This is a genomic window from Sorangium sp. So ce1036 (assembly GCF_051369805.1).
Taxonomy (GTDB): Bacteria; Myxococcota_A; Polyangia; order Polyangiales; family Polyangiaceae; genus Sorangium; species Sorangium cellulosum_F.
In genome coordinates, this window is sequence record NZ_JBBMOX010000001.1 from 3,698,691 (window position 1) to 3,718,703 (window position 20,013).

Here is a 20,013-nt window from a genome sequence, read left to right on the forward strand (position 1 = left end):
CCGCCTCGCGCTCCCCGCTTCGCGTCCGTCTTCCGGGTCGGCTCATCCCGCCCGTGAACCCGCGGGGGATCACGTCCCTCCCGGGCTCAGGAAACGGTCGGTCCGCTCGAGCTCCTCGTCGAGCACGGCGATGGCGCCGCCCCCGCCGCCCCGCCCGCGGTGCCGCCAGGGCATCTCGCGCCCCTCTTGGCTCCCTCTGGCCAGATTCGTGCCAGCCCATCTATCCCCGCAACATCGCTCGTTCTTCTCACCGCCTCATCCCCCCACGCGGCCTCCCCATAGCAAGAATCCGACACCCTCCCTTCTTCGACGAATCACGTTCCTATCCATTTCTCTCTGGACGCCTCTGTTCATTTCATGAATAGGCCACGCTGGCCCGTCTGGCATTCCAGCGCAATCCCGCGCTCCTGCCACGGACGAGGGTGATCTCAGGCGGTCGCAGGCCGACCTCTGATCCCCCGATCCCCGTCGCGTGACGCGCGCCGCCGGCGCTGTGCCAGGACGGTCCTGATCTGTGCCAAGTGAGGGGGGTCCGACACTGGCTCAAACGCAATGCATTGCGACACACAGGGGTCCGGACCCCCCAGGATGCTCTGCGGAGCGCTTCCTGGGGGCGAAGTTGTGCCAGATGCCGCCATTTCTTTCGATTTTTTTGTGTCATCGACCCCCCGGAGGCGCTGTTCGTTGTGCCAGATGGGGGGTCCGGACCCCTCCGGACCGCAAATCAGAGCGCGCGCGAGGGCTCGGGAGCTCTCGGGACCGCAATGTCGAGCGTCCGTCGAGGGTTCGGGACCGCCTCACGGCGGATCGTGGAGCGCACCGTGGGGGACTCGAGGCCGGGAGCGTTCCTCGCCCCGTGTCGGCACTCCCCCTGGCCGGGGCTACGGCCTGCGGCCGCGCCGCTCGTGGCGCATCCATCCCGCCGTGCGCTGGCGGCGCTCGCAGGAGCGGTGATCCTCGCGTCCCGCGTCGGATCGGTGAAGATCGCGGCCACGGGATCGCCGGCGTTCACCGTGCACCGCCGGCAGGTGGCAGGTCACGCCGAGGTGACCCGATCGATCAGGCCCCAGCACCCACCTGTTCGCCCGGCCTGCTCGCCCGCGCGCCTTCTCCGGCGATGCCATCGAGCGTGGCGACCGCCTCTTCAGGCAACACGAGCGCAGCCGCGGCCAGGTTCTCGCGCAGATGCGCCACCGACGACGTGCCGGGAATCAGCAGGATGTTCGGCGAGCGGCGCAGCAGCCAGGCCAGCGCCACCTGCATCGGCGTGGCGCCGAGCCGGCGCGCGACGTCGGACAGCGCGGACGACTGCAGCGGCCAGAATCCGCCCAGCGGGAAGAACGGTACGTGGGCGATGCCGGCCTGCGCCAGCGCGTCGATCAGCGCGTCGTCCTGGCGATGCGCGATGTTGTACAGGTTCTGCACGCAGACGATGTCGACCAGCGTGCGGCCCTCGGCGACCTGCGCGGGGGTGACGTTGCTCAGGCCGATGTGCCGCACCAGCCCTTGCCGCTGCAGCTCGGCCAGCGCGGTCAGCGGCGCTTCGATGGAACCCTCCGTCGGGCCATCCACCTTGAACATGATCCGCAGGTTGACCACCTCCAGCACGTCCAGGCCGAGGTTGCGCAGGTTGTCGTGCACGGCCTGCGTCAGCGCTTCGGCGGAATAGGCGGGCAGCCAGGCGCCGTCCTCGCCGCGGACGGCGCCGATCTTGGTCACCAGGGTCAGGTCGTCGGGGTAGGGATGCAGCGCCTGCCGGATGATCTGGTTGGTGACGCGCGGACCGTAGAAGTCGCTGGTGTCGATGTGGTTGACGCCCAGCGCGACGGCCTCGCGAAGCACGGCCACGGCCGCGTCGCGGTCCTTCGGCGGGCCGAAGACGCCGGGGCCGGCGAGCTGCATGGCGCCGTAGCCCATCCGCTTTACCGTGCGGGTGCCGAGAGAGAAGGTGCCGGCCTGTGCGATCTCGCTCATATCCATCGCCTCCGTCGCTTGCGTTGGGGATGCCGGAAAGATATGAGGGATCCTTCAGGTTTTGAATTCGCATTCCATGAGCAAGGTCGCCACGCCCCTCAAGCCCAGAAAATCGCCCGTTCAGGCGCGTTCGGCCGCCACGGTGGAGGCGCTGCACGCCGCGACGATTCAGGTTTTGACGCGGGAAGGGCTGGCCCGCTGCACGACCACGCGCGTGGCCGAGCGCGCGGGCATGTCCGTGGGCAGCCTCTACCAGTACTACCCCAATCGCGACGCGCTGCTGGCCGCCGTGCTGGAGAGGCACCTGGACGGCATCGCCGGAGCGATGGAAGGTGCCTGCCAGGCGAGCGCCGGCGAGCCGGTGGCGCGGATGGCCTCGACCCTGGTGGCCGTCTTCCTGCGCGAGAAGCTGCGCGATCCGCAGGAGTCGAAGGCGCTCTATGCGGTGGCGGCCGAGCGCGGCGGCCAGCAGCTGGCGACGCGCGCGCACCGACGCGTGGTGACGGCGATCGCCGCGATGCTGGAGACCGCTCCCGATGTCCGGTTCGAGGACCCGGCCGCCACCGCCGTGATGTCGGCCAGCGCGCTGGTGGGGCCGGTGCGCGCGGTGCTGGAAGGGCAGGCGCCGGCAGGCTTCGAGGCCTGCCTGGAGCGGGAGCTGACCCGGCTGCTGACGGCGTATCTGCAGGCGCATCGGGGCTGACGGCGGCGAGCAGCACGCCGACGTCGACCTCGAGCTCCCCTCGGCCGCCGGACCTGCTCGACAGCAGGGCGGATCTCGCAGCTCGGTTTTCCCTGGCGCCGGCTACTGCTCGACGGCATCCATGACAGCCTGCCACTCCGCCGAGAACGAGCCGTCCGTGCGCTGGATGTCCGCCCCCGTGTCCCACAGCACGGGGACGATGCCGCGAGACAGCGCCGCCTCCACCACCGACCGCATCCACAGCGTCCGCGACGCCGGCTCACGGGGGTAGTTCGTGCCCAGCGTGACGCCGAACTCGCCGAGGATGACCGGGATGCCCCGCTCCGCGCTGAACGCGCCGAGCGTGTCGAACTTGCTCTTCAGCTCCGCCATGTCGGGATCCGTGCCCCACGTCGTCCTGGGAGAGCCCCAGCTCTCCACCGTGTCGAGGCCGCAGAAGGTGTAGGGCGTGTAGTAGTGGAGCGAGAGGAAGAGGCTCTTCGTGCCGGCCGGATCGGTCGGCACCTTGAAATCGCTCACGCAGGTCCTGTCGATGTCCGTCACGAAGCCGGAGATGAGCAGGGCGCGGCTCGCGTTGTAGCCGCCCTGCTCGCGCACGGTGGTGACGAAGAGCTGGTTCATCTCGTTGAGGGCGGCGTAGTCCGGCGTCCCCCCGTCGTGAACGCCGTTGACCCAGTAATTCCCCTCCTCGTTCATCCCCTCGAGGATCAGCGTGTGACCGACGTCGCGGAAGGCCGTGGCGATCTGGGTCCAGTAGGACGCGAACTTGGCCTTGACGTCGTCGGTGAGCTTGTACTTGTCGGCGTCGGCCTCGTTGTAGATCCAGCCCCCGTCCCAGTGGATGTTCACGATCGAGTACATGCCGGCGGCCTCGATCCAGCCGACCACCTCCTTGACGCGGGCCATCTTGGCAGCGTCGATCGTGCCGTTGTCGGCGTAGGTGTCCCAGGCCACGGGCACGCGCACGGTCTTGATGCCACGGCTGGCCATGCCGTTGATGAACGTCTGCGTGATCCGCGGCTGACCCCAGCCCGTCTCCCACTCGGTGGTGTTCTCCAGCGTGTTGCCGATGTTGGCTCCGACGCCCATGTCGGCGACCATGGCCGCGGCATCCACCGGCGTCGCGGAGCCGCCGGTCCCGTCCGAGCCGCCGACTCCCCCGGTGCCGGCGCCGCCCGTGTCGCCCCCGCCCGTCGTGGCGCTGCCCGTGCCGGCGCCGCCCGTCGTGGCGCCGCCCGTCGTGGCGCCGCCCGTGCCCTCGCCGCCCGTGCCCTCGCCGCCCGTGCCGGCGCCGCCCGCGCCGGGATCACCCGTCGCGGCGCCGCCCGTGGCCGTGCCGCCGGCGCTGCCCCCTGCGTTCCCGCTCGGGTTGCTCTCCGAGGAGCACCCCAGAGCAGCGAGCATCAACAAGGGGGCTGTGAGATGGAACCATGACGTGGCCGCAGAGCGGTAAGCTTGGAAAGAGGGCATGAACGCCACGATATTCCAGTCCGTCGTGCGTTCCAAGCTCGACGCCTGAGCCCCTCGGATCAGGGAGAGCAAGCCGACATCGAAGCCGGACGCTCCGGTCCATCCGGAACGCCGTCCGGCGCTCTCATGGGATCGTTCGCTGCGGTCGTCGCGCCGGCGGCACCTGGATGCGCCGGCGGAGCCGCAGCGTGGCGAGCCCGCCAAGGAGGAGGAGCCATGAGGGCGCACTCCGGGCATCCGGCGTCATGTGGCAGCGGAAGGATTCTCCCTCTCCCCCGGAGGAGCCGCCCCCGGCGCCGCTCTGCGCGCCGGATCCCCCGCTGCCGCTGCCGCTGCTCGCGCTCGTCGCGTCTGTGCCGCCGCTGCCATCCACGGCGCTGCCGCTGCTGCCCGTGGTGCCGCTGGTGGCGGCGTCGCCGCCGCCGTCGCCGGTCGCGCTGCCGCCCTGGCCCGCGTCGCCGCCGCTGCCGCCGTCGCCGCTGCTGCCGCCCTGGCCCGCGTCGCCGCCGCTGCCGCCCTGGCCCGCATCGCCGCCGCTGCCGCCCTGGCCCGCGTCGCCGCCGCTGCCGCCGTCGCCACCGGCGCCCGAGAGCGGCGTGCAGATGCCGTCCTGCGACGCCCCCGCGGCGACGGCGCACGCGTGGTCTGGATCGGCGCAGGCCGCGTCGCAGCAGACCGAATCGGCGCAGAACCCGCTCGCGCAGTCGCTGCCCGTCGCGCACGGCGCGCCGCGCGGCGGAAGCTCGTGGAAGAGCACGGCCGACGCCGTCGCGGGCACGATGGCCGTCTCGGGATCCCCGTCGAACGCCGGGTCATCGACGTACCCGCCGGCGATCAGCACGCTGCCGTCGTCGAGCAGCGTCGCGGTGTGGTGCGCGCGCGCCATGGTGACGGGCGGCGTCGCTGCCAGGGGCGCCCAGGAGAAGCTCGCTGGATCGTAGACGCTCGTGGGCAGATCGAAGAGCATCCACGCGTAGTTCACGACCAGGGGCAAGTCCGGGTTCCACGGCGTTGGGCGCATGTCGCAGGAGTAGTTCCGCATGCCCCCTGTCCGGAGCACCCGACCGCTGGGGAGCAGGGAGACGCCGATGCCCATGGTGCCCCATCCCCAGCATGCCGGCTCCGACTGGCCGTCGCCCGACTGCCAGTCGATGGAGGTGCTCTCCGTCGTCATCCACAGATTGCTCTCCCGGAGGTACACCTCCGAGGCGGTCACGACGTACGGGCTCCCCGGCTCGTCATTGCCGGTGCCCACGACGAGGACATCGCCGCTCGCGAGCCGCACCGCGCGATAAAGGTACTGCCTGTGGCCGAGCTCCGGCGACGCTGCCCAGGCGTTGCTACCCGGGTCGTAGATCGCGCCGCTCTTGCCGGTCACCACGAGCACACGGCCGTCGTCGAGCAGCGTCGCGCGGGCGTCGAGGCCGACGGCCAGGTCGGCGCGCGTCGGGATGGCCGTCCAGCTCGACGACGTGGGATCGTAGACGCTGCCGGCGAGGTGGAACCCCGCGGCCGATGACCCGCCGAGGCCGACGACGAGCGCGTTGCCGCTCGGCAGGAGCACCGCCGAGGGACTCGAGAGCTGCGAGCCCTGCGAGAGGGACGTGGGCAGGGGCGGCAGCGACGTCCACTCGTCGAGCGCCGGGCTGTAGCGCTGCGCGGCGATGCCGTCCGTCGCGAGCACCTCGCCGCTCGGCAGGAGCACCGTCGCGCCGACGCGGGGCAGCGGGGCGCCGAGCGACGCCGCCGGCGCCCAGGACTTGCTCGCCGGGTCGTAGATCTCCACGTCCCGCAGGAGCGACCCCCCGGAGGCGCTCGTCGCGTACCCGCCGGCGACGAGCACCCGACCGTCCTGGAGCACCGTGGCGGTGTGGTCGCCGCGCGGCGTGATCATCGGCGGCACCTCCTCCCAGGACGGCGCGCCGTCCGCCCAGGCCTCTCCCGCGGACAGCATCACCGACGCGCACGCCAGCGCGAGCCCGAGCATCCAGGTCGAGGCCGCGGGGCTCCACGTGCCGGAATACGGAGCAGGCACCTCACAGGCGCGCGGCGGGGCCGGTGAGAACGAAAGCACACGCGCTGCGCTGCGTCCGCCGCCAGAGCGATATCGAGGAGTCTCGTGGTGGGACATGGGGACACCTCCAGGGGGTCGTGGAGCTCGGAGCCGTACGGGGCCGCGGAATGGCGAGCGCGCGCGGAGCCCCTGCGCTTCTGGTGCAGCCACGCCATCCCTCGTTCATGGTCCTGAGGACCAGGACCCCGCGCACGGCGAGGCCGAGGCCGGCCCTGGAGCACCGTGGCCGGGTGGCCGCCGCGGGGCGTGATCCTCGGCGGCACGGCGTCCCAGCAGGGCCCCGGGGCAGCTCAGCAGCCGGTGTGGTCCCCGGGGCTCACGCCGAGGAGGCGGGCGAACTGCATGTAGCGGTTCACGCGACTCTGCACCTGGGCGGGGTTGCGGCCGTTGCACTCCAGCGCTCCGTTGATGGTGCGGATCGTCTCACCGAAGCCGGCGCCGGTGACGATGGCGTCGTGCGCCGTCATGGCGCCGGCGCCGGTCTGCGTGGTCCAGAACCAGAAGGCCGAACGCCACGCGGCGTTCGCGTCCTGTGCGAGCAGGTCCGGGTTGCTCTGGAGGGGCAGCCCGAGCGCGTTGCCGGCAGCGCAGTAGTTGCCGTTCCAGGAGAGCTGCATCGGCCCGCGCCCGTAATACGACTTGCCCGGTGCGCAGCCGCAGCCCGGCGGACCCCATGAGGTATCGCAGAGGGGCGCCTTGGCGATCTCCTCGACGTACACGAGGCCGCCGGTCTCGTGCGAGACGTTGGCGAGGAAGGCCGCGACCTCCCGCTTGCGGGTGTCGGCGTCGCCCGTGGTGGCGAGCCCGGGGAAGGTCGATGCCGCGGCGATCAGGGCCTGGTACGTGTAGAACGGGTTGCGGGCGGGGAACATGGTGTTGAACACCGACTCGCTCAGGATCGCCCCGAACCCGCTGCCGCCACCACCGCCTCCACCTCCACTTCCATTCCCACTTCCACCGCCGCCGCAGCCGGCGTGGGGGTCCCAGAACCATGTGCTGATCGTCGGGTCATAGCCGGGGTTATCGTGCTCGGCGACATAGGCAGACCCGTTGAAGAGCACGATGTCGCCCGTGCGGTAATTCTTGCCCTGCTGCCACGCGGGGTAGCTACACCCGCTGCCGCTGCCGTTGCCGCCTGAGCTGGAGCTGCTGGTGCTCGAGCCGGAGCAGGTCCCCGTCTCCTGCCACAGCGCGGGCACGGCGGCGGGCGTCCAGCCTGCGAGGCTCGTGTGGCTCTGTCTGCACGAGTAGGACTTGCCGCCGTGGCTCACGACCGATCCGATCGTGTACGCGACGCCCTCGGCCCAGCCCGGCGCGCTCGAGCACATGGCCGCTTCGTGGCCGTCGAAGCCCTCCTCGTCGAGCGAGGTCTCCGCGAGACACCCGCTCGCGCTCACGGCTGCGGCGATGAAGGCCAGGGACAGGAATGAACCAGGGATGATGCCGAGCTGGTGCGACATGACAGCGCTCCTTTGCTGTGCGGTGGTGTGGTCTCGCATGCAGCCCCGCCGGCCGTCTCGGCGCAGCGTTGCCGGTCGCGAGGTTCGATTGGCCGCATCGCAAGGAGCGGGCCGCGTGGCCGGCTGCCTTCAAGGAGCGCCGTTCTTGGCCTCCGCGCAGCGATGACCGCGGCGCGCGCAGCGATCGCGCCGGAGGGGGCGATCCACCCGATCGCCCCCTCCGGCGATCCTGCGGATCGCCCTCCGGCGATCCCGCGGATCGTCGATGGTGGCCGCGAAGGCCGACGGCCCGGCCGTGGGATCGGTCACGCGTGACGGTGGTGCCGGCGGCGAGGTCGCGCCGCTCGGCTCGACGCGCTTGCCGGGCGAGGCGCGCCGCGCGTCGATCGATCCGGCCCGACGCGCCCTCAGCGGCCCAGCGCGACGAGGAGCCCCAGCGAGCCCAGGATCTCCTCGTTGGTCAGCTCGCAGTGGCCGTAGCGGTGGACCGGGAAAGGAATCACGACGCCGCGGCCCGAGGTGTCGACCTTGAGCAGGTGGAGCGGCTGATGCCAGGAAGGGACGATCTCGTCCAGGGTGGTGTGCAGCGTCACGAGCGGGAGCGAGACATCGCCGGTGGTCTCGTGCAGGGCGACGTTGCTGAGCGCCTCCGGCGAGGCGGCGAAGCGCGCGACCCGCAGGTTGAGCCTGAGATCGTTGTCCGAGCCGACGTAGAAGCGCCCGCGGTTGTCATAGGGGTTCCCGCCGAGCTGCTCGATCGCGTCGTTGGTGGCGAAGACGTTGAACTGGAGCACGTTGACGATCGTCGTCGCGAGGGTCCCTGGATCCTCGGGATCGAAGGCCGCCTTCGCCGTGCGGACGAGCTGCCTGGCCGCGTCGGGGTTCGCGGCGATGGCGGCCCGCATCCGGGGCCGGTAGACGGTGGACCAGTTGGTGATGAGCTCCGGAGGAGCCTCGATCGCGCTGCCGGGGAGCAGGCCGGGAAAGAAGTAATCGAAGAGCGCCCGGAAATCTCCGAAGTAGTTGAGCTGCCCCCTGAAGCTGCCGATGGGGCCGCACATGGAGAGCCCGCCGCTGTACAGCTCCGGATACCGCTCGATGGAGAGCGTCGTGATGAGCCCACCCTCGGAGACACCGAACAGGTACGTGTGAGCCGGAGTCGCCTCCTCGCGGAACGCCTCGACGAGCTCGCGGACGTCGTCGACCCCCGGGAGGATCGCGAGCCCGTTCCGCCGATAGCTCGTCGCCGCGAAGGCGAACCCGCGGCGCAACGCGGCGTTCTGCGGGTGGAACCCCTCGGGAAACGGGAAGCTGTAGAGATCGAGGGGCTGGAAGACGGAGACATACCCGTGCAGCCACACGAGGAGGTCGCCGTTCCATCCGCGACGGGGGATGCAGAGGCGGATGCGCGCGCCGCTCGGAAGGACCTTGTCGGTGCATTCCTCGGGCGCCGGACCCAGCACCTGCGCTTCGGCCGGTGCCGCGACGGCGCAGAGGAGCACCGACGCCGCGATCGCCCGCGCCCATCGAAGGATCTTCTTCATGGTCAACTCCGCTGCTGCGCCGCTCGACAGCAAGGCTCGCGCGCTGATGACGGATGCGCGCCCGCTCGCCCGCTCGCTGCGCGACCGCCATGGTAGCTGGGGTCTCCAGCGAGTCAATGCTCGCGCCGGAGATGCGTTCTCGCCCCTGCCGCGAGCTTCCGTGGTGAACGATCGATCTCGAATGAAGCCCTGGCTCCGGCGTGACGGCGTGACGGCGTGACGGCGTGACGGCGTGACGGCGTGACGGCGTGACGGCGGGGCGGCGATCTCGGCGGTGGGTTCGCGCCTGCTGCCCGCTCCGCACCACCGCGAGATCACCCGCCGGCGTGGTATGCTGCCGCCTGCATACGGGGCACGCTCGATCGTCGCTCGCCGCGGGCGCGCGCCTACGCGCCGAGCTGCATCGGCCCGGCGACCCCGCCGGCCACCGCCTGCCGATCGGCGTGGCACTTCGATTGCTTGGTCCGACCGCAACGCGCGCTGAAGGACGAGCTCGCGCACGCGCGGCTGAGCCATCGCGTCCACGCCCGCGCGGGCGGCGGGGCCTTGCCGGCGCTGCGCCGCGAGACGCTCGGCCTCAAGGGCCGCGGCGACGAGCCGCTCGAATTGGCGGTCGCCCGGGCCGGCGTCGAGGTGTTCTGTCTCGGAGAGACGGTCGCGGTCCCGCTCTTCAAGGTGCTCCGCGAGGGGTGCACCGTCCCTGTCGCGCGCCGGGCGCTCGACCGCATCCTGCGCGACGAGGTGCGGCACCGCGACTTCGGCTGGACGCTGCTCCGCTCCCTGCTCGAGCTGCCGTGCGCGCCGGCGGTGCGGCGGATGCTCGATCGCGAGCTCCACGCCATGTTCGCGCGGCTGCGCGGGAGCTACATGCCCCCTGCCGGCGCGAAGCGCGCGGCGATCCCGGACGACGACCGCGCCTGGGGCCTGATGCCGGTGGCCCGTTATGGCGAGATCCTCGAGCGCGCCTACGTGCCTCGCTTCGGCGAGCACGGCCTCGACGCGGCCGCCGCGTGGCGCCGCTCGGCGAGCGCGTCCGACAGGCCCGCCGCGCCCACCTGAGCTCCCGCGCGCCGGGCCTCCGGAGGAACGTCCCCGAGACATCCTGTGTGCCCTGCGTGGATCTGTGGTGGATCCTCATTGCGTGTGGCGCGAGGAGCGAGGTTATCGCCTGGATCTCGCCTCGAGCGCCGGCGTGCCCGATCCGGCCGAGAGCAGGGTTGCCTGGCATGGGGACCCGGCGTAGCGTGGGCGTCCCTCGCAGTTCCGACAAACCTCCACCATCGAGGCGCCATGAGGTACCCCTCTCTGCCGCAGAAGGACCCGCCCGCGGAGCAGCAGCAGCGCAAGAGCGAGCTCGCTCAGGCCCAGAAGGCCTATGTCTATGACCACGACACCCGCCTGGCCCCCCTCGGGGTAGCCCGGAGCGTTCCGAGCGGAAGTGGCTTTGCCCCCATCCTGGTGGGATCGGCGGTGCTCGTGGTGCTCGATCTCGTCGGCAACGTGGTGGCCAGGGCGTCCAAGCTCGTCGGTCCTGATGGCTCGCTTCGCGCCGCCGAAGGCGCCGCGCTGGACACGGACACGCGCGACACGCTGCTCGGCGTCTTCCTCGATCTGAAGCAATGTCACCGGGAGCTCTCCTCGTTGCTGACGCCGCTCCACGCCGAGCCCGAGCGCGCCCCCGCGCCGCCCCCGGGCCGGCCGGCCGTGGCGCTGTTCGAGGGTGTCGCGGAGACGATCGTCCGGGCGGCGGAGGACCGCGCGACAGGCCTGGTCCCCGGCGACAAGGCGCATTCCGTGGGGAAGGCGGGCGATCTCCTCCGAAAGCTCCTGGAGATCCTCCTGAGCGCCGCGGGGAAGCTCCTGCTCGATCGGGTCGGGATGTACGGGGCCGCGACCAGCGTGTACGCTTACGCCTCGGAGTTCCAGACGTTCCGCCTGCCGGAGATCGCGAGCGTCTACCAGGACGACGCGTCGTTCGCCTGGATGCGTGTGGCGGGGCCGAACCCGCTCGTGATCCGGCGCGTCGCCTCGCCCGGCGCGCGCTTCCCCGTGACCGACGCCCAGTATCGAGCGGTGATGGGCGACGACGACACGCTGGCGCGGGCGGGCGAGGAGGGGCGCCTTTACCTGGCCGACTACGCGGCGCTCTCGCGGCTCGTGCCTGGGTCCGCCCCGGACCAGCAGAAGTACGTCGAGGCGCCGCTCGCGCTCTTCGCGGTGCCCGCCGCGGGCGCACCGAGCCGCCTGCTCCGTCCGGTGGCCATCCAGTGCGCGCAGGCGCCCGGCGCGGCGAGCCCGATCTTCACCCCCTCGGACGGGGTGGCGTGGGAGGTGGCCAAGCTCCACGTGGAGGTCGCCGACGGGAACTACCACGAGATGATCTCCCACCTCGGGCAGACTCACCTCGTCATCGAGGCGTTCGCGATGGCCACGCCGCGGCAGCTCGCGCCCGAGCACCCGGTGAACGTGCTGCTCACGCCGCACCTCCAGGGCACCCTGGCGATCAACGACGCCGCGGAGGCCGACCTGGTCGCCCCGGGGGGCCCGGTGGACAACCTGCTCGCCGGGACGATCGCCTCGTCGGTCCAGCTCGCGGTCGACTCCGTGCTGGGCTACAGGGTCAATCAGCAGTTCCTCCCGGCGGCGCTCGCGAGCCGCGGCGTCGACGACCCGGGCGCGCTCCCGAGCTATCCCTACCGCGACGACGCGCTCCTCCTCTGGGGAGCGATTCATCCGTGGGTGTCGCGGTACCTCGCCCTCTATTACACGAGCGACGCGGACGTGCAGGGCGACTACGAGCTGCAGGGCTGGTTCGCCGAGCTCTCGTCCCCGTCGGGCGGCGGCCTGAAGGACATCGGCGAGGACGGCGCGCTCCGCACCGTGGGCTACCTGGCGACGCTCTTGACGCACGTGATCTTCACCGCCAGCGCCCAGCATGCGGCCGTGAACTTCCCGCAGAGGTCCATCATGAGCTTCACCCCGGCGTACCCGCTCGCGGCCTACGCGCCGGCGCCGAGCGTCGCCGAGGGCCTGCCCTCCTCGGAGATCTATAGGCACCTGCCACCCCTGCAGCAGGCGCTCCTCCAGATCAACGTGATGATGCTCCTCGGCGGAGTGTATTATTCGCGGCTCGGCGACTACGACCGGAACATCCCGGGCGCGTACTTCACCGATCCGCGGGTGCGCGAGCCCCTCGAGGCGTTCCAGCGCGCGCTGATCGAGATCGAGGCGACGATCGGCAAGCGCAACCTCCAGCGCAATCCGTACGTCTTCCTGCTCCCGTCCCAGATCCCGCAGAGCATCAACATCTGACGCGGGTTTCGCCGTTTCCCCGGCGAGTCTCCGCCCAGGGAGTCCGAGATCGGAGATCGCCGTGGCGGGGCGTCGCCTGGCCCCAGCGGTGGCCCGCCCCGGCCAACGCCCCTCCGCCACGACGGCCCCGCCATCCCCGCCGCTTCCGCCCCGTATCGATCCCTCTGCCGCCCAGGAGCGGCTCTCGGGCGTCGCATTACGTCCGTCCGGCGTGCGCCGGCACCCCGGGGCACAGGCCCCGCGACGAATGCGACCTCCGGACAGATGACAACGGCCTCAGCCGTGTCATCTTGGTACACCGCGCGGGGCGCGTGCGCTCTGCGCGAACAATTACATCAATACTTCCCAGCGATGAGGAGGCACATCTTGAGACTTCAGGCCTGCATGACGGGTTTGCTCTTTGCTGCCGGCTGCACCGGCGAGATCGGTGGAACGACGAGGGACGGCGCTACGACGGGGGGCGCCAGGACCCGGCCGCCGCCCGTCGTCAACATCCCTCCCGTTCACATCGACTGCACGCACGTCGGGAGCGGCAAGGACTATCAGGTCGGCCCCGGCAAGGAGTTCGAGGCGATCGGCGACGTGCCGCTCGAGTCGCTCGTCGCCGGCGACACGGTGCGCATCTTCTGGCGCCCCGACGGGTACCACGAGAAGATCATGATCGGAGGGCAGGGGACCGCGGAACAGCCGATCCGGATCTGCGGCGTTCCGGGCCCGGGCGGCGAGCTGCCGGTGATCGACGGCGAGGACGCCACCACCCGGCCCGAGCTCGATTTCCCGTTCGACGGCCACCAGCCCAGGGGGCTCGTGATCGTCGGGCACAAGCACGACGACCCGTACGAGCTCGCGCCCAGCCACATCACGATCGAAGGGCTCGAGATCAGGAACGCGTCGCCCCCGTTCCGCTTCACCGACAGGGCGGGGGAGGTGGTGCCCTACGCGCGCAACGCGGCCGGCATCTTCGTGGAGCGCGGCGACCACGTGACGATCCGCGCCTGCGAGGTGCGCGAGAACGCCAATGGCCTCTTCGTCGGCACGGGCGGCCGGGAGCTCCTCACCACGAACGTGCTCATCGAGTCCAACTACATCCACGACAACGGCGACCTGACGGGCGACAACCAGCACAACGTCTACAACGAGGCATCGAACGTCGTCTACCAGTTCAACCGCTTCGGCCCGACGCGCAACGGCAACGGCAACAACATCAAGGAGCGCTCGGCCGGCGTCGTGATCCGGTACAACTGGATCGAGGACGGCGCCCACCTGGTCGACCTCGTGGACGCGCAGGAGGCGACCGACTTGGTCGCGCTGCCGTCGTTCCACGAGACGTTCATCTACGGCAACGTGCTCCTGCGCAACGGCTACGGCCCCTCCCTGATCCACTACGGCGGGGACAGCGGGGAGACCGAATATTACAGGAAAGGCACGCTCCACTTCTTCTCCAACACGGTGTTCGTCAGGAACGACACGTACGAGGATTACCAGCGCTCCGAGGTGTTCGAGGCCTCGACCAACGACGAGCGGATCGACGCGCGGAACAACGTGTTCGCCAGCAGCCGGGAGCCGACCGAGCTGCGCGCGATCACCTTCCTCGGAGACCGAGACGAGGTGGCCGCGGGGATCATCACCCTCGCCGGGAACTGGATCATGGAGGGGTGGGTGGCGCTCGATCCCGTCCCGGGGGCGAAGGTGGTCGGGCGGGTGGACGGCCTGGAGGGCTCGATCATCGGCGTCGACCCGCCGTTCGTGTCGGCGGCGGACCTCGATTTCACCCCGGCGGCGGGCGCGCCGCTCCTCGGCGCCGGCGCGTCGCTCGACGGCCTGCCCGCGGTCGAGCACCAGTACGTGCCGCACCAGCAGGCCGGCGCGCGCAACGACGGTCCAGCGCTCACGATCGGCGCATTCGGGCTCTAGCCGGGCGGCGCGCCTGCTCCCAGAGGAAGCTCGAACCACGCGCGTGGCCCTGCGCGACAGGGCCGCGCGCGACCCGGCGGAGGACGTAGAGGCCCCTGCCCGTGACGTCCGACGCGCGTCCGGCGGCGTCTTGCCCGACTCGGGCGCAGACGCCGTCTCGGTCGTGGCGCCCGCCCCGTCCTTCGAGTGCCGCGTCGTTCGTGCTAGCGTCCCGCGCTACGCGCCAGCGGAGGAGGTCCCCTTGCACACACCGAAGATTTTCCGGATCCGGGTCGAGAAATTCCGGCGCATCCAGGAAGCGCTGGAGGTGGACCTGACCACGCCGCGGGGGAGCTCAGCCCAGCAGGCGGTGTTTGCCGGGCCCAACGGGTGCGGGAAGACCAGCGTCATCGAGGCGGTGCTCCTCGGCCTGGGAATGGGCTCGCTCATCGTGCGTGACCTCGAGCGCTCCCGCAGAGAGGAGCACTGGCGCGTCGCTGTGCCCGAAGGTGCCATCATCGAGCTCGATGTCGCCATCGACGACGCGCGCCCGACCACCTGGATCCGTACGGCGGACAAGCACGTTCACCGTCTGCCGGACGGCAGGGAGGAGCCGATTCCTCCCCAGTGGCTGCAATCCCTGTCCGTCGAGTACTTCTCCTCGTGGCGCGCGCCGGAGCTCGTGGGCCCGATCAAGCCCCTCGTCGGTCGCGGCGGGCGTCCCACCGACAACGAGACCAACCGCCTCTGGCGGCTCAAGCAACGGATCAATGACGAGCGCGCGCGGGGAGGGTACAACGGGACCTTGCCGGGGCGCGGAAAGGCAGATGCGTGGCTCCAGCGGCTCAACGATGCATGGAGCCGCTTCCACGGGGACGACGGCACCCGCATCGACGCCCAGATCGTCGCTCCCGAGGACGAGGAGCTGCTCGCCGATCTCTTCGTGTTGACCGCGGACGGGAGGAGGATCTGCTCCATCGACCAGATCAGCTCGGGCGAGATCGAGCTCCTCTCTTTCGCGGGCTGGGTGATCCTCAACGACTGGAAGGGCGGCCTGGTCGTCATCGACGAGCCAGAGTTGCACCTGCATCCGCAGTGGCAGGCGACGATCCTCCCGGCCCTCCGCGCGCTCGCGCCGGACGTGCAGCTCCTCGTCGCGTCGCACGCGGATGCGGTCTGGGATCAGACGGCCAGCTACGCGCGCTTCCTCCTCGTGCCGGATACGGATCCGCGCTCGCGGGCATGGCGTGAAACGCAGCCGCTTCCGCACACGCAAGAGGCGTCGTGAAGCCGTCGTCGGACGTGACGGGCCTTTACCGGAGTTTTCCGGCCTATCTCTGGGTCGAGGACGAGGAGACGCGCACCTATCTCCAGACGGCATGGGAAGGCGAGCTGCTCATCAAGGTCCTCGTCGCCGGTGGTCACGGGCACCTCCACGCCGTCGTGAACGCGGCGCGGAACGACTATAATACGCACGTGTTCGGCTTTCGAGATCGAGACTTCGGCACCTCCAACCGGACACGATGGAACGAGGATACGGTGGTGGTCTTGACGACGGATGTGGTCGAGATCGAGAATTTTCTCCTCGACCCCGATGCCATCGCCGCCTGCGAGGTCAACACCTCGGGCCTCGACGCCGCGCAGATCGAACAGGAGCTCGGGAAGCTGGCGGCGCCGCTCACCTGGTGGATGAGCTGCCGCCGTACGATCACCGAGATCCGCGACGCGGTGGTGGGGGAATTTCTCGAGCATCCGCGGAGGGAGCGCGTGAGATCGCAGGTGGATGCTGAGGCCGCCATCACCGGGAGCCCGTGGTGGGCGCGGGTCCTGCCCACGCTGCAGCCAAGCTGGGGTAATGCGGCCGCGATCACGACGAAGCTCACGCAGCACGAGGCCAGCTACCGCGCGATGCTGACCACCGGCGCCTGGCGGCAAGAGTTCTCCGGGAAGGAGCTCCTCCGCGACCTCACGACGAGGATCTGGACCAGAAGGCGCCCACAAGATCCTCAATGCCGGCTCACGTTCGTCCAGGAGATCGCCAGAGCCCAGCGCGCGCTGAACCGGGTGCCGCAGGAGATCCGAGAGCTACGAACCGCGATCCGGCGGCGCATCGGTCACTGAGGTCGGCGCACGATCACCAGCCGGACAGCTGCGACTTGTGCCGCGGCGCGATGGCGAGCGGGCGCGGCACGGTCTGCGAGGCATCGGCGACGCCATCGGGGTGAGGTTCGGCGGGACGGCGCTCAGCGTCCTTTCGTGCCCTGCGCGCCGAAAACGCCGATCTGGGCCCGTCTCCTGTGCGGGTGACCGCCGCGCTCTCTCCAGTGCGGAGGAACACCTCCTGTGCGCAGGCCCACCACCTCAGGGCGCCTCGCAAGAACTCCGTCGCCAGGCCGCCGGGGGCGGGCGACCCCTTGATGTCGCCGGGCGGTCGTGGATGATGCATCCATGTCCGATCCTTCTTCTTCCTCATCGCTTCCCCGAGACCCCGCCTCGTCCGCCCCGGCCGCGCCCGGGGCCGCGGCGGCCCCGCCCGCGCGCACCGCGCCCGCCGCCGGCCCGTCGTCGCCGCAGGCCGCCTCGGAGAGCGGTGCCCCCGGCGCCGCGACGGCCGCGCCGTTCCCCGAGGGCTTCCTCTGGGGCACGGCCACCGCGGCCTACCAGATCGAGGGCGCCGCCAGCGAGGATGGCCGCGGCCCCTCCGTGTGGGACGTGTTCTCGAAGAAGCCCGGCGCGGTCTTCGAGGGGCACACGGGCGATGTCGCGTGCGATCACTACCACCGGTACAAGGAGGATCTCGGCCTGCTCGCGGAGCTCGGGGTCAAGAGCTACCGCTTCAGCGTCTCGTGGACGCGGGTCATCCCGGAGGGCACGGGCCAGGTCAACCCGAAGGGGCTCGACTTCTACGACCGGCTCGTCGACGAGCTGCTCCGCCTCGGCATCGTGCCCATGTGCACGCTGTTCCACTGGGACTTTCCCCAGGCGCTCCAGGATCGCGGCGGGTTCCTCCAGCGCGACGTCGCCGGGTGGTTCGCGGATTACACGACCGTCGTGGCCCGGCGGCTCGGCGACCGCGTGCCCTTCTGGGTGACGCAGAACGAGCCGCAGGCCTTCATCGGCAACGCGCTCCTCGAGGGCCACTTCGCCCCGGGGCTCAAGCTCCCGTACCCCGAGTACCTGACCGCCGCCCACAACGCGATGCGGGCCCACGGCAAGCAGGTCGACGCCCTGCGCGCCGCCGTCAAGGCCGCCAAGATCGGCTACGTGCTCGCGACCCAGGTCCAGCGCCCGGCCACCGAGGACCCGGCGGACGTCGAGGCGGCGCGCGAGGCGATCTTCTCGGTGTACGAGCGGCACCCCTGGAACAACGCGTGGTGGATCGGCCCGGTGCTCGAGGGGCGGTATCCGGAGAGCGGCCTCGAGCTCTTCGGCGGCGACGTGCCCGCGTTCGCCGCCAGGGACTTCGAGGAGATCCAGCGGCCGCTCGACTTCCTCGGCCTCAACATGTACTCGGCCGGCACGTGGCGGCGCGGCCAGGACGGCAAGCCCGAGCGCCTCACCCTCCCGGCCGGCTACCCGCGCGGGAGCCTCGACTGGCTGGCGGTGGTGCCCAGCACCCTGTACTGGGGCGCGAGGTACTTCTGGGAGCGCTACAAGCTGCCCATCGGCATCACCGAGAACGGCACCGCGACCCGGGACCAGGTGTTCCTCGACGGCAAGGTGCACGACCCCCAGCGCATCGACTTCATGCACCGCTACCTGCTCGGCCTCTCGCGCGCGGTCAAGGAGGGCGTCCCGGTGCTCGGGTACTGGGCCTGGTCGCTCCTCGACAACTTCGAGTGGGCCGAGGGCTACAAGGATCGCTTCGGGCTCGTCTACGTCGACTACAAGACCCAGCGCCGGATCCCGAAGGACTCGTTCTCCTGGTACAAGCAGGTCGTCGCGACCAACGGCCGATCGCTCCTGGGACCGACCCAGATCGCCTGGGACAACGTGACCGGCTGATCCCGGCGGCGCGGACGTGCCCTCGTCCAGGGCACGCCCGCGCCACACCCCGGTTCTCCGGGGACTCCAGCCCATCCGGCGACACCCGTCGTCGTCCTCTCGAGGCCCCCCGGAGGTGAGCCCCCGGAGGGCCGCACCTCCCGGTGAGGACGGGCCGGATTTTCGATCGCGCCGGTGTCACGATCCCCCTCGCCCGCGCCTAGAGCGGAGGAAGGCCGGCGAGAACCCCCGGCCAGAACCGGAAGGAGACCTCCCATGCGTCGTTGGCTCAAGGTGACCCTGATCGCGGCCGTCCTCGGAATCCCCACGGCGGCCTATGCGGGGACGCAGCTCGCGAGCGGCTGCCCCTGCGCGGATTGCCCCTGCCCGGACTGCCCCTGCGGCTGAGGATCCGGCTTCTTGCAACCACACGCCCGATCGCGGCTCAACGAGTCGATGCGACGCCTCGCCGACGGCGATCGGGCGGCGTTCGAGCCGGTCTATGCGGCCCTCTGGCCCGCGATCGGCGCGTTCTGCCTCCGCATGCTCCGGGACGGACCGGACGCGGAGGACGCCGCGCAGCAGGCGCTCCTCAAGGTCTTCGACCGCGCCAGCACCTTCGAGCCCGAGGCGGACGCGCTCACCTGGGCGCTCGCCATCGCGGCGTGGGAGTGCCGCACCGTGCGGCGGCGGCGATCCCGGTCCAGGGAAGCGCCGGACGAGCACGCCGGGTCGGTCGCGGCCGACGCCCCCACCCCGGAAGACGAGGCGATCGCCCGGGACCTGGAGGACGCGGCGCGCGAGGTGCTCGGCACGCTCTCCGAGGCGGACCGCGCGACGCTGAGCGCGACCGTGCTGGAGAGCGGGGGCGACCCCTCGGTGTCGGGCGCGGCGTTCCGCAAGCGCCGCGAGCGCGCATTTGCCCGCCTCAGGGAGGCGTGGAGGAGGATTTATGGAACCTGAGGCGCTCACCGGCCTGAAGGAGCAGGCCCGCCGCGCCTACGAGCGCGGCAGGGCGCGCCACGCGGCGTGGACAGCGGCCCCGACCCTGGCGGTGGGGCTCGTGGCCACGTTGATGAGCGACCGCCCGCTCACCACCGCGCTCATCGGCGTCGCGCTGTACGCCGCCGCGGCGCTGCTCTCCTGGCGAGGGCGGCAGCTCGGGCAGGGCGTGCTCCCGGGCGTCGCGGCGGGGCTCTTGCCGTTCGCCGCGGCGCACGCGGCGCGCGTCTACGGCCACCTGTGCACGCCGGAGGGGTGCGTGTCGATCTGCGTCCCGGCCTGCCTCGCGGGCGGGGTCGCCGCCGGCGCGCTGCTCGCCGGCGCGCTGCGCCGGTCGGACCGGCTCGGGGCCTCGTGGGCCTCGGCGTGCGGCGTCGCCGCCCTGACCGGCGCGCTCGGCTGCGCCTGCGTCGGCTTCGGCGGCGTGCTCGCCCTCGCCGCGGGGCTGCTCGCCGGCACCGCGCCGCTCGCGCTCCGCCCGGCGCGCAGCAGCGCGTGAGGGGGGCGGAAGGCGGTCTACTTCTTGCGGCAGCTGCAGCCCGACGTCGGCGCCTGCGGGGCCGGCCGCTCGCAGGTCGTCACCAGGGTGGCCAGGAC

General features: G+C 71.2%; 15 protein-coding genes. 10 read left to right on the top strand and 5 right to left on the bottom strand.

The annotated features are described in order from the left end of the window. Positions 1-1,059 precede the first annotated feature (1,059 nt). A complete protein-coding gene (locus WMF31_RS14220; protein ID WP_436602457.1) occupies positions 1,060-1,974 on the bottom strand; it encodes an aldo/keto reductase family oxidoreductase in 915 nt (304 codons plus the stop codon). Positions 1,975-2,050: 76 nt separating this feature from the next. On the opposite strand from WMF31_RS14220, the gene WMF31_RS14225 reads away from it, so the two are divergent. Next, on the top strand, positions 2,051-2,677 hold the full coding sequence (locus WMF31_RS14225; RefSeq protein ID WP_436602458.1) for a TetR/AcrR family transcriptional regulator: 627 nt from the start codon (positions 2,051-2,053) through the stop codon (positions 2,675-2,677). Between the two features lie 102 nt (positions 2,678-2,779). Here WMF31_RS14225 and WMF31_RS14230 read toward each other — a convergent pair whose 3' ends face one another. From WMF31_RS14230 to WMF31_RS14245, 4 genes are all read right to left on the bottom strand, one after another. Continuing rightward, entirely contained in the window at positions 2,780-4,081 is a 1,302-nt protein-coding gene (locus WMF31_RS14230; protein WP_436602459.1) for a glycoside hydrolase family 5 protein, read from the bottom strand. A gap of 190 nt (positions 4,082-4,271) precedes the next feature. After that, positions 4,272-6,182, bottom strand: a complete 1,911-nt coding sequence (locus tag WMF31_RS14235; protein ID WP_436602460.1) for a kelch repeat-containing protein — start codon at positions 6,180-6,182, stop codon at positions 4,272-4,274. Positions 6,183-6,511: 329 nt separating this feature from the next. Then, complete coding sequence (locus WMF31_RS14240) at positions 6,512-7,681, bottom strand: glycoside hydrolase family 19 protein (protein ID WP_436602461.1); 1,170 nt, start codon at positions 7,679-7,681, stop codon at positions 6,512-6,514. Between the two features lie 407 nt (positions 7,682-8,088). Beyond that, a complete protein-coding gene (locus tag WMF31_RS14245; protein WP_436602462.1) occupies positions 8,089-9,225 on the bottom strand; it encodes a hypothetical protein in 1,137 nt (378 codons plus the stop codon). Positions 9,226-9,684: 459 nt separating this feature from the next. Between WMF31_RS14245 and WMF31_RS14250 the strand changes: the two genes are divergently transcribed. The 9 genes from WMF31_RS14250 (at position 9,685) to WMF31_RS14290 (ending at position 19,915) form a co-directional block, all read left to right on the top strand. Beyond that, positions 9,685-10,284 carry a ferritin-like domain-containing protein gene (locus tag WMF31_RS14250; RefSeq protein ID WP_436602463.1) on the top strand — a complete coding sequence of 200 codons (600 nt, stop codon included), beginning with the start codon at positions 9,685-9,687 and terminating at the stop codon, positions 10,282-10,284. Positions 10,285-10,515: 231 nt separating this feature from the next. Beyond that, positions 10,516-12,537, top strand: coding sequence for a lipoxygenase family protein (locus WMF31_RS14255; RefSeq protein ID WP_436602464.1), 2,022 nt, complete (start codon positions 10,516-10,518; stop codon positions 12,535-12,537). A 384-nt stretch (positions 12,538-12,921) separates the two neighbouring features. Beyond that, the gene (locus WMF31_RS14260; protein WP_436602465.1) at positions 12,922-14,451 is read left to right on the top strand and encodes a right-handed parallel beta-helix repeat-containing protein; all 1,530 of its coding nucleotides are present in this window, start codon (positions 12,922-12,924) and stop codon (positions 14,449-14,451) included. A gap of 241 nt (positions 14,452-14,692) precedes the next feature. Beyond that, on the top strand, positions 14,693-15,718 hold the full coding sequence (locus WMF31_RS14265) for an AAA family ATPase (RefSeq protein ID WP_436602466.1): 1,026 nt from the start codon (positions 14,693-14,695) through the stop codon (positions 15,716-15,718). Next, entirely contained in the window at positions 15,715-16,551 is an 837-nt protein-coding gene (locus WMF31_RS14270; protein WP_436602467.1) for a hypothetical protein, read from the top strand. Before WMF31_RS14265 ends, WMF31_RS14270 begins: the two co-directional genes overlap by 4 nt. 327 nt (positions 16,552-16,878) lie before the next feature. Continuing rightward, positions 16,879-18,435, top strand: coding sequence for a GH1 family beta-glucosidase (locus tag WMF31_RS14275; RefSeq protein WP_436602468.1), 1,557 nt, complete (start codon positions 16,879-16,881; stop codon positions 18,433-18,435). Between the two features lie 255 nt (positions 18,436-18,690). Continuing rightward, on the top strand, positions 18,691-18,822 hold the full coding sequence (locus WMF31_RS14280; RefSeq protein ID WP_275938628.1) for a hypothetical protein: 132 nt from the start codon (positions 18,691-18,693) through the stop codon (positions 18,820-18,822). A gap of 12 nt (positions 18,823-18,834) precedes the next feature. Then, positions 18,835-19,377: an RNA polymerase sigma factor gene (locus WMF31_RS14285; protein ID WP_436602469.1), complete on the top strand. Its 543-nt coding sequence runs from the start codon at positions 18,835-18,837 to the stop codon at positions 19,375-19,377. Further along, positions 19,367-19,915 carry a hypothetical protein gene (locus tag WMF31_RS14290; protein WP_436602470.1) on the top strand — a complete coding sequence of 183 codons (549 nt, stop codon included), beginning with the start codon at positions 19,367-19,369 and terminating at the stop codon, positions 19,913-19,915. Before WMF31_RS14285 ends, WMF31_RS14290 begins: the two co-directional genes overlap by 11 nt. Positions 19,916-20,013 lie beyond the last annotated feature (98 nt).

What these genes read in the sequence shown, in the direction of transcription:
- WMF31_RS14220 (WP_436602457.1), bottom strand. Translation starts at nt 1,974, where the DNA reads ATGAGCGAGATCGCACAGGCCGGCACCTTCTCTCTCGGCACCCGCACG.
- WMF31_RS14225 (WP_436602458.1), top strand. Translation starts at nt 2,051, where the DNA reads ATGAGCAAGGTCGCCACGCCCCTCAAGCCCAGAAAATCGCCCGTTCAG.
- WMF31_RS14230 (WP_436602459.1), bottom strand. Translation starts at nt 4,081, where the DNA reads ATGCTCGCTGCTCTGGGGTGCTCCTCGGAGAGCAACCCGAGCGGGAAC.
- WMF31_RS14240 (WP_436602461.1), bottom strand. Translation starts at nt 7,681, where the DNA reads ATGTCGCACCAGCTCGGCATCATCCCTGGTTCATTCCTGTCCCTGGCC.
- WMF31_RS14245 (WP_436602462.1), bottom strand. Translation starts at nt 9,225, where the DNA reads ATGAAGAAGATCCTTCGATGGGCGCGGGCGATCGCGGCGTCGGTGCTC.
- WMF31_RS14255 (WP_436602464.1), top strand. Translation starts at nt 10,516, where the DNA reads ATGAGGTACCCCTCTCTGCCGCAGAAGGACCCGCCCGCGGAGCAGCAG.
- WMF31_RS14260 (WP_436602465.1), top strand. Translation starts at nt 12,922, where the DNA reads ATGACGGGTTTGCTCTTTGCTGCCGGCTGCACCGGCGAGATCGGTGGA.
- WMF31_RS14275 (WP_436602468.1), top strand. Translation starts at nt 16,879, where the DNA reads ATGTCCGATCCTTCTTCTTCCTCATCGCTTCCCCGAGACCCCGCCTCG.
- WMF31_RS14280 (WP_275938628.1), top strand. Translation starts at nt 18,691, where the DNA reads ATGCGTCGTTGGCTCAAGGTGACCCTGATCGCGGCCGTCCTCGGAATC.
- WMF31_RS14290 (WP_436602470.1), top strand. Translation starts at nt 19,367, where the DNA reads ATGGAACCTGAGGCGCTCACCGGCCTGAAGGAGCAGGCCCGCCGCGCC.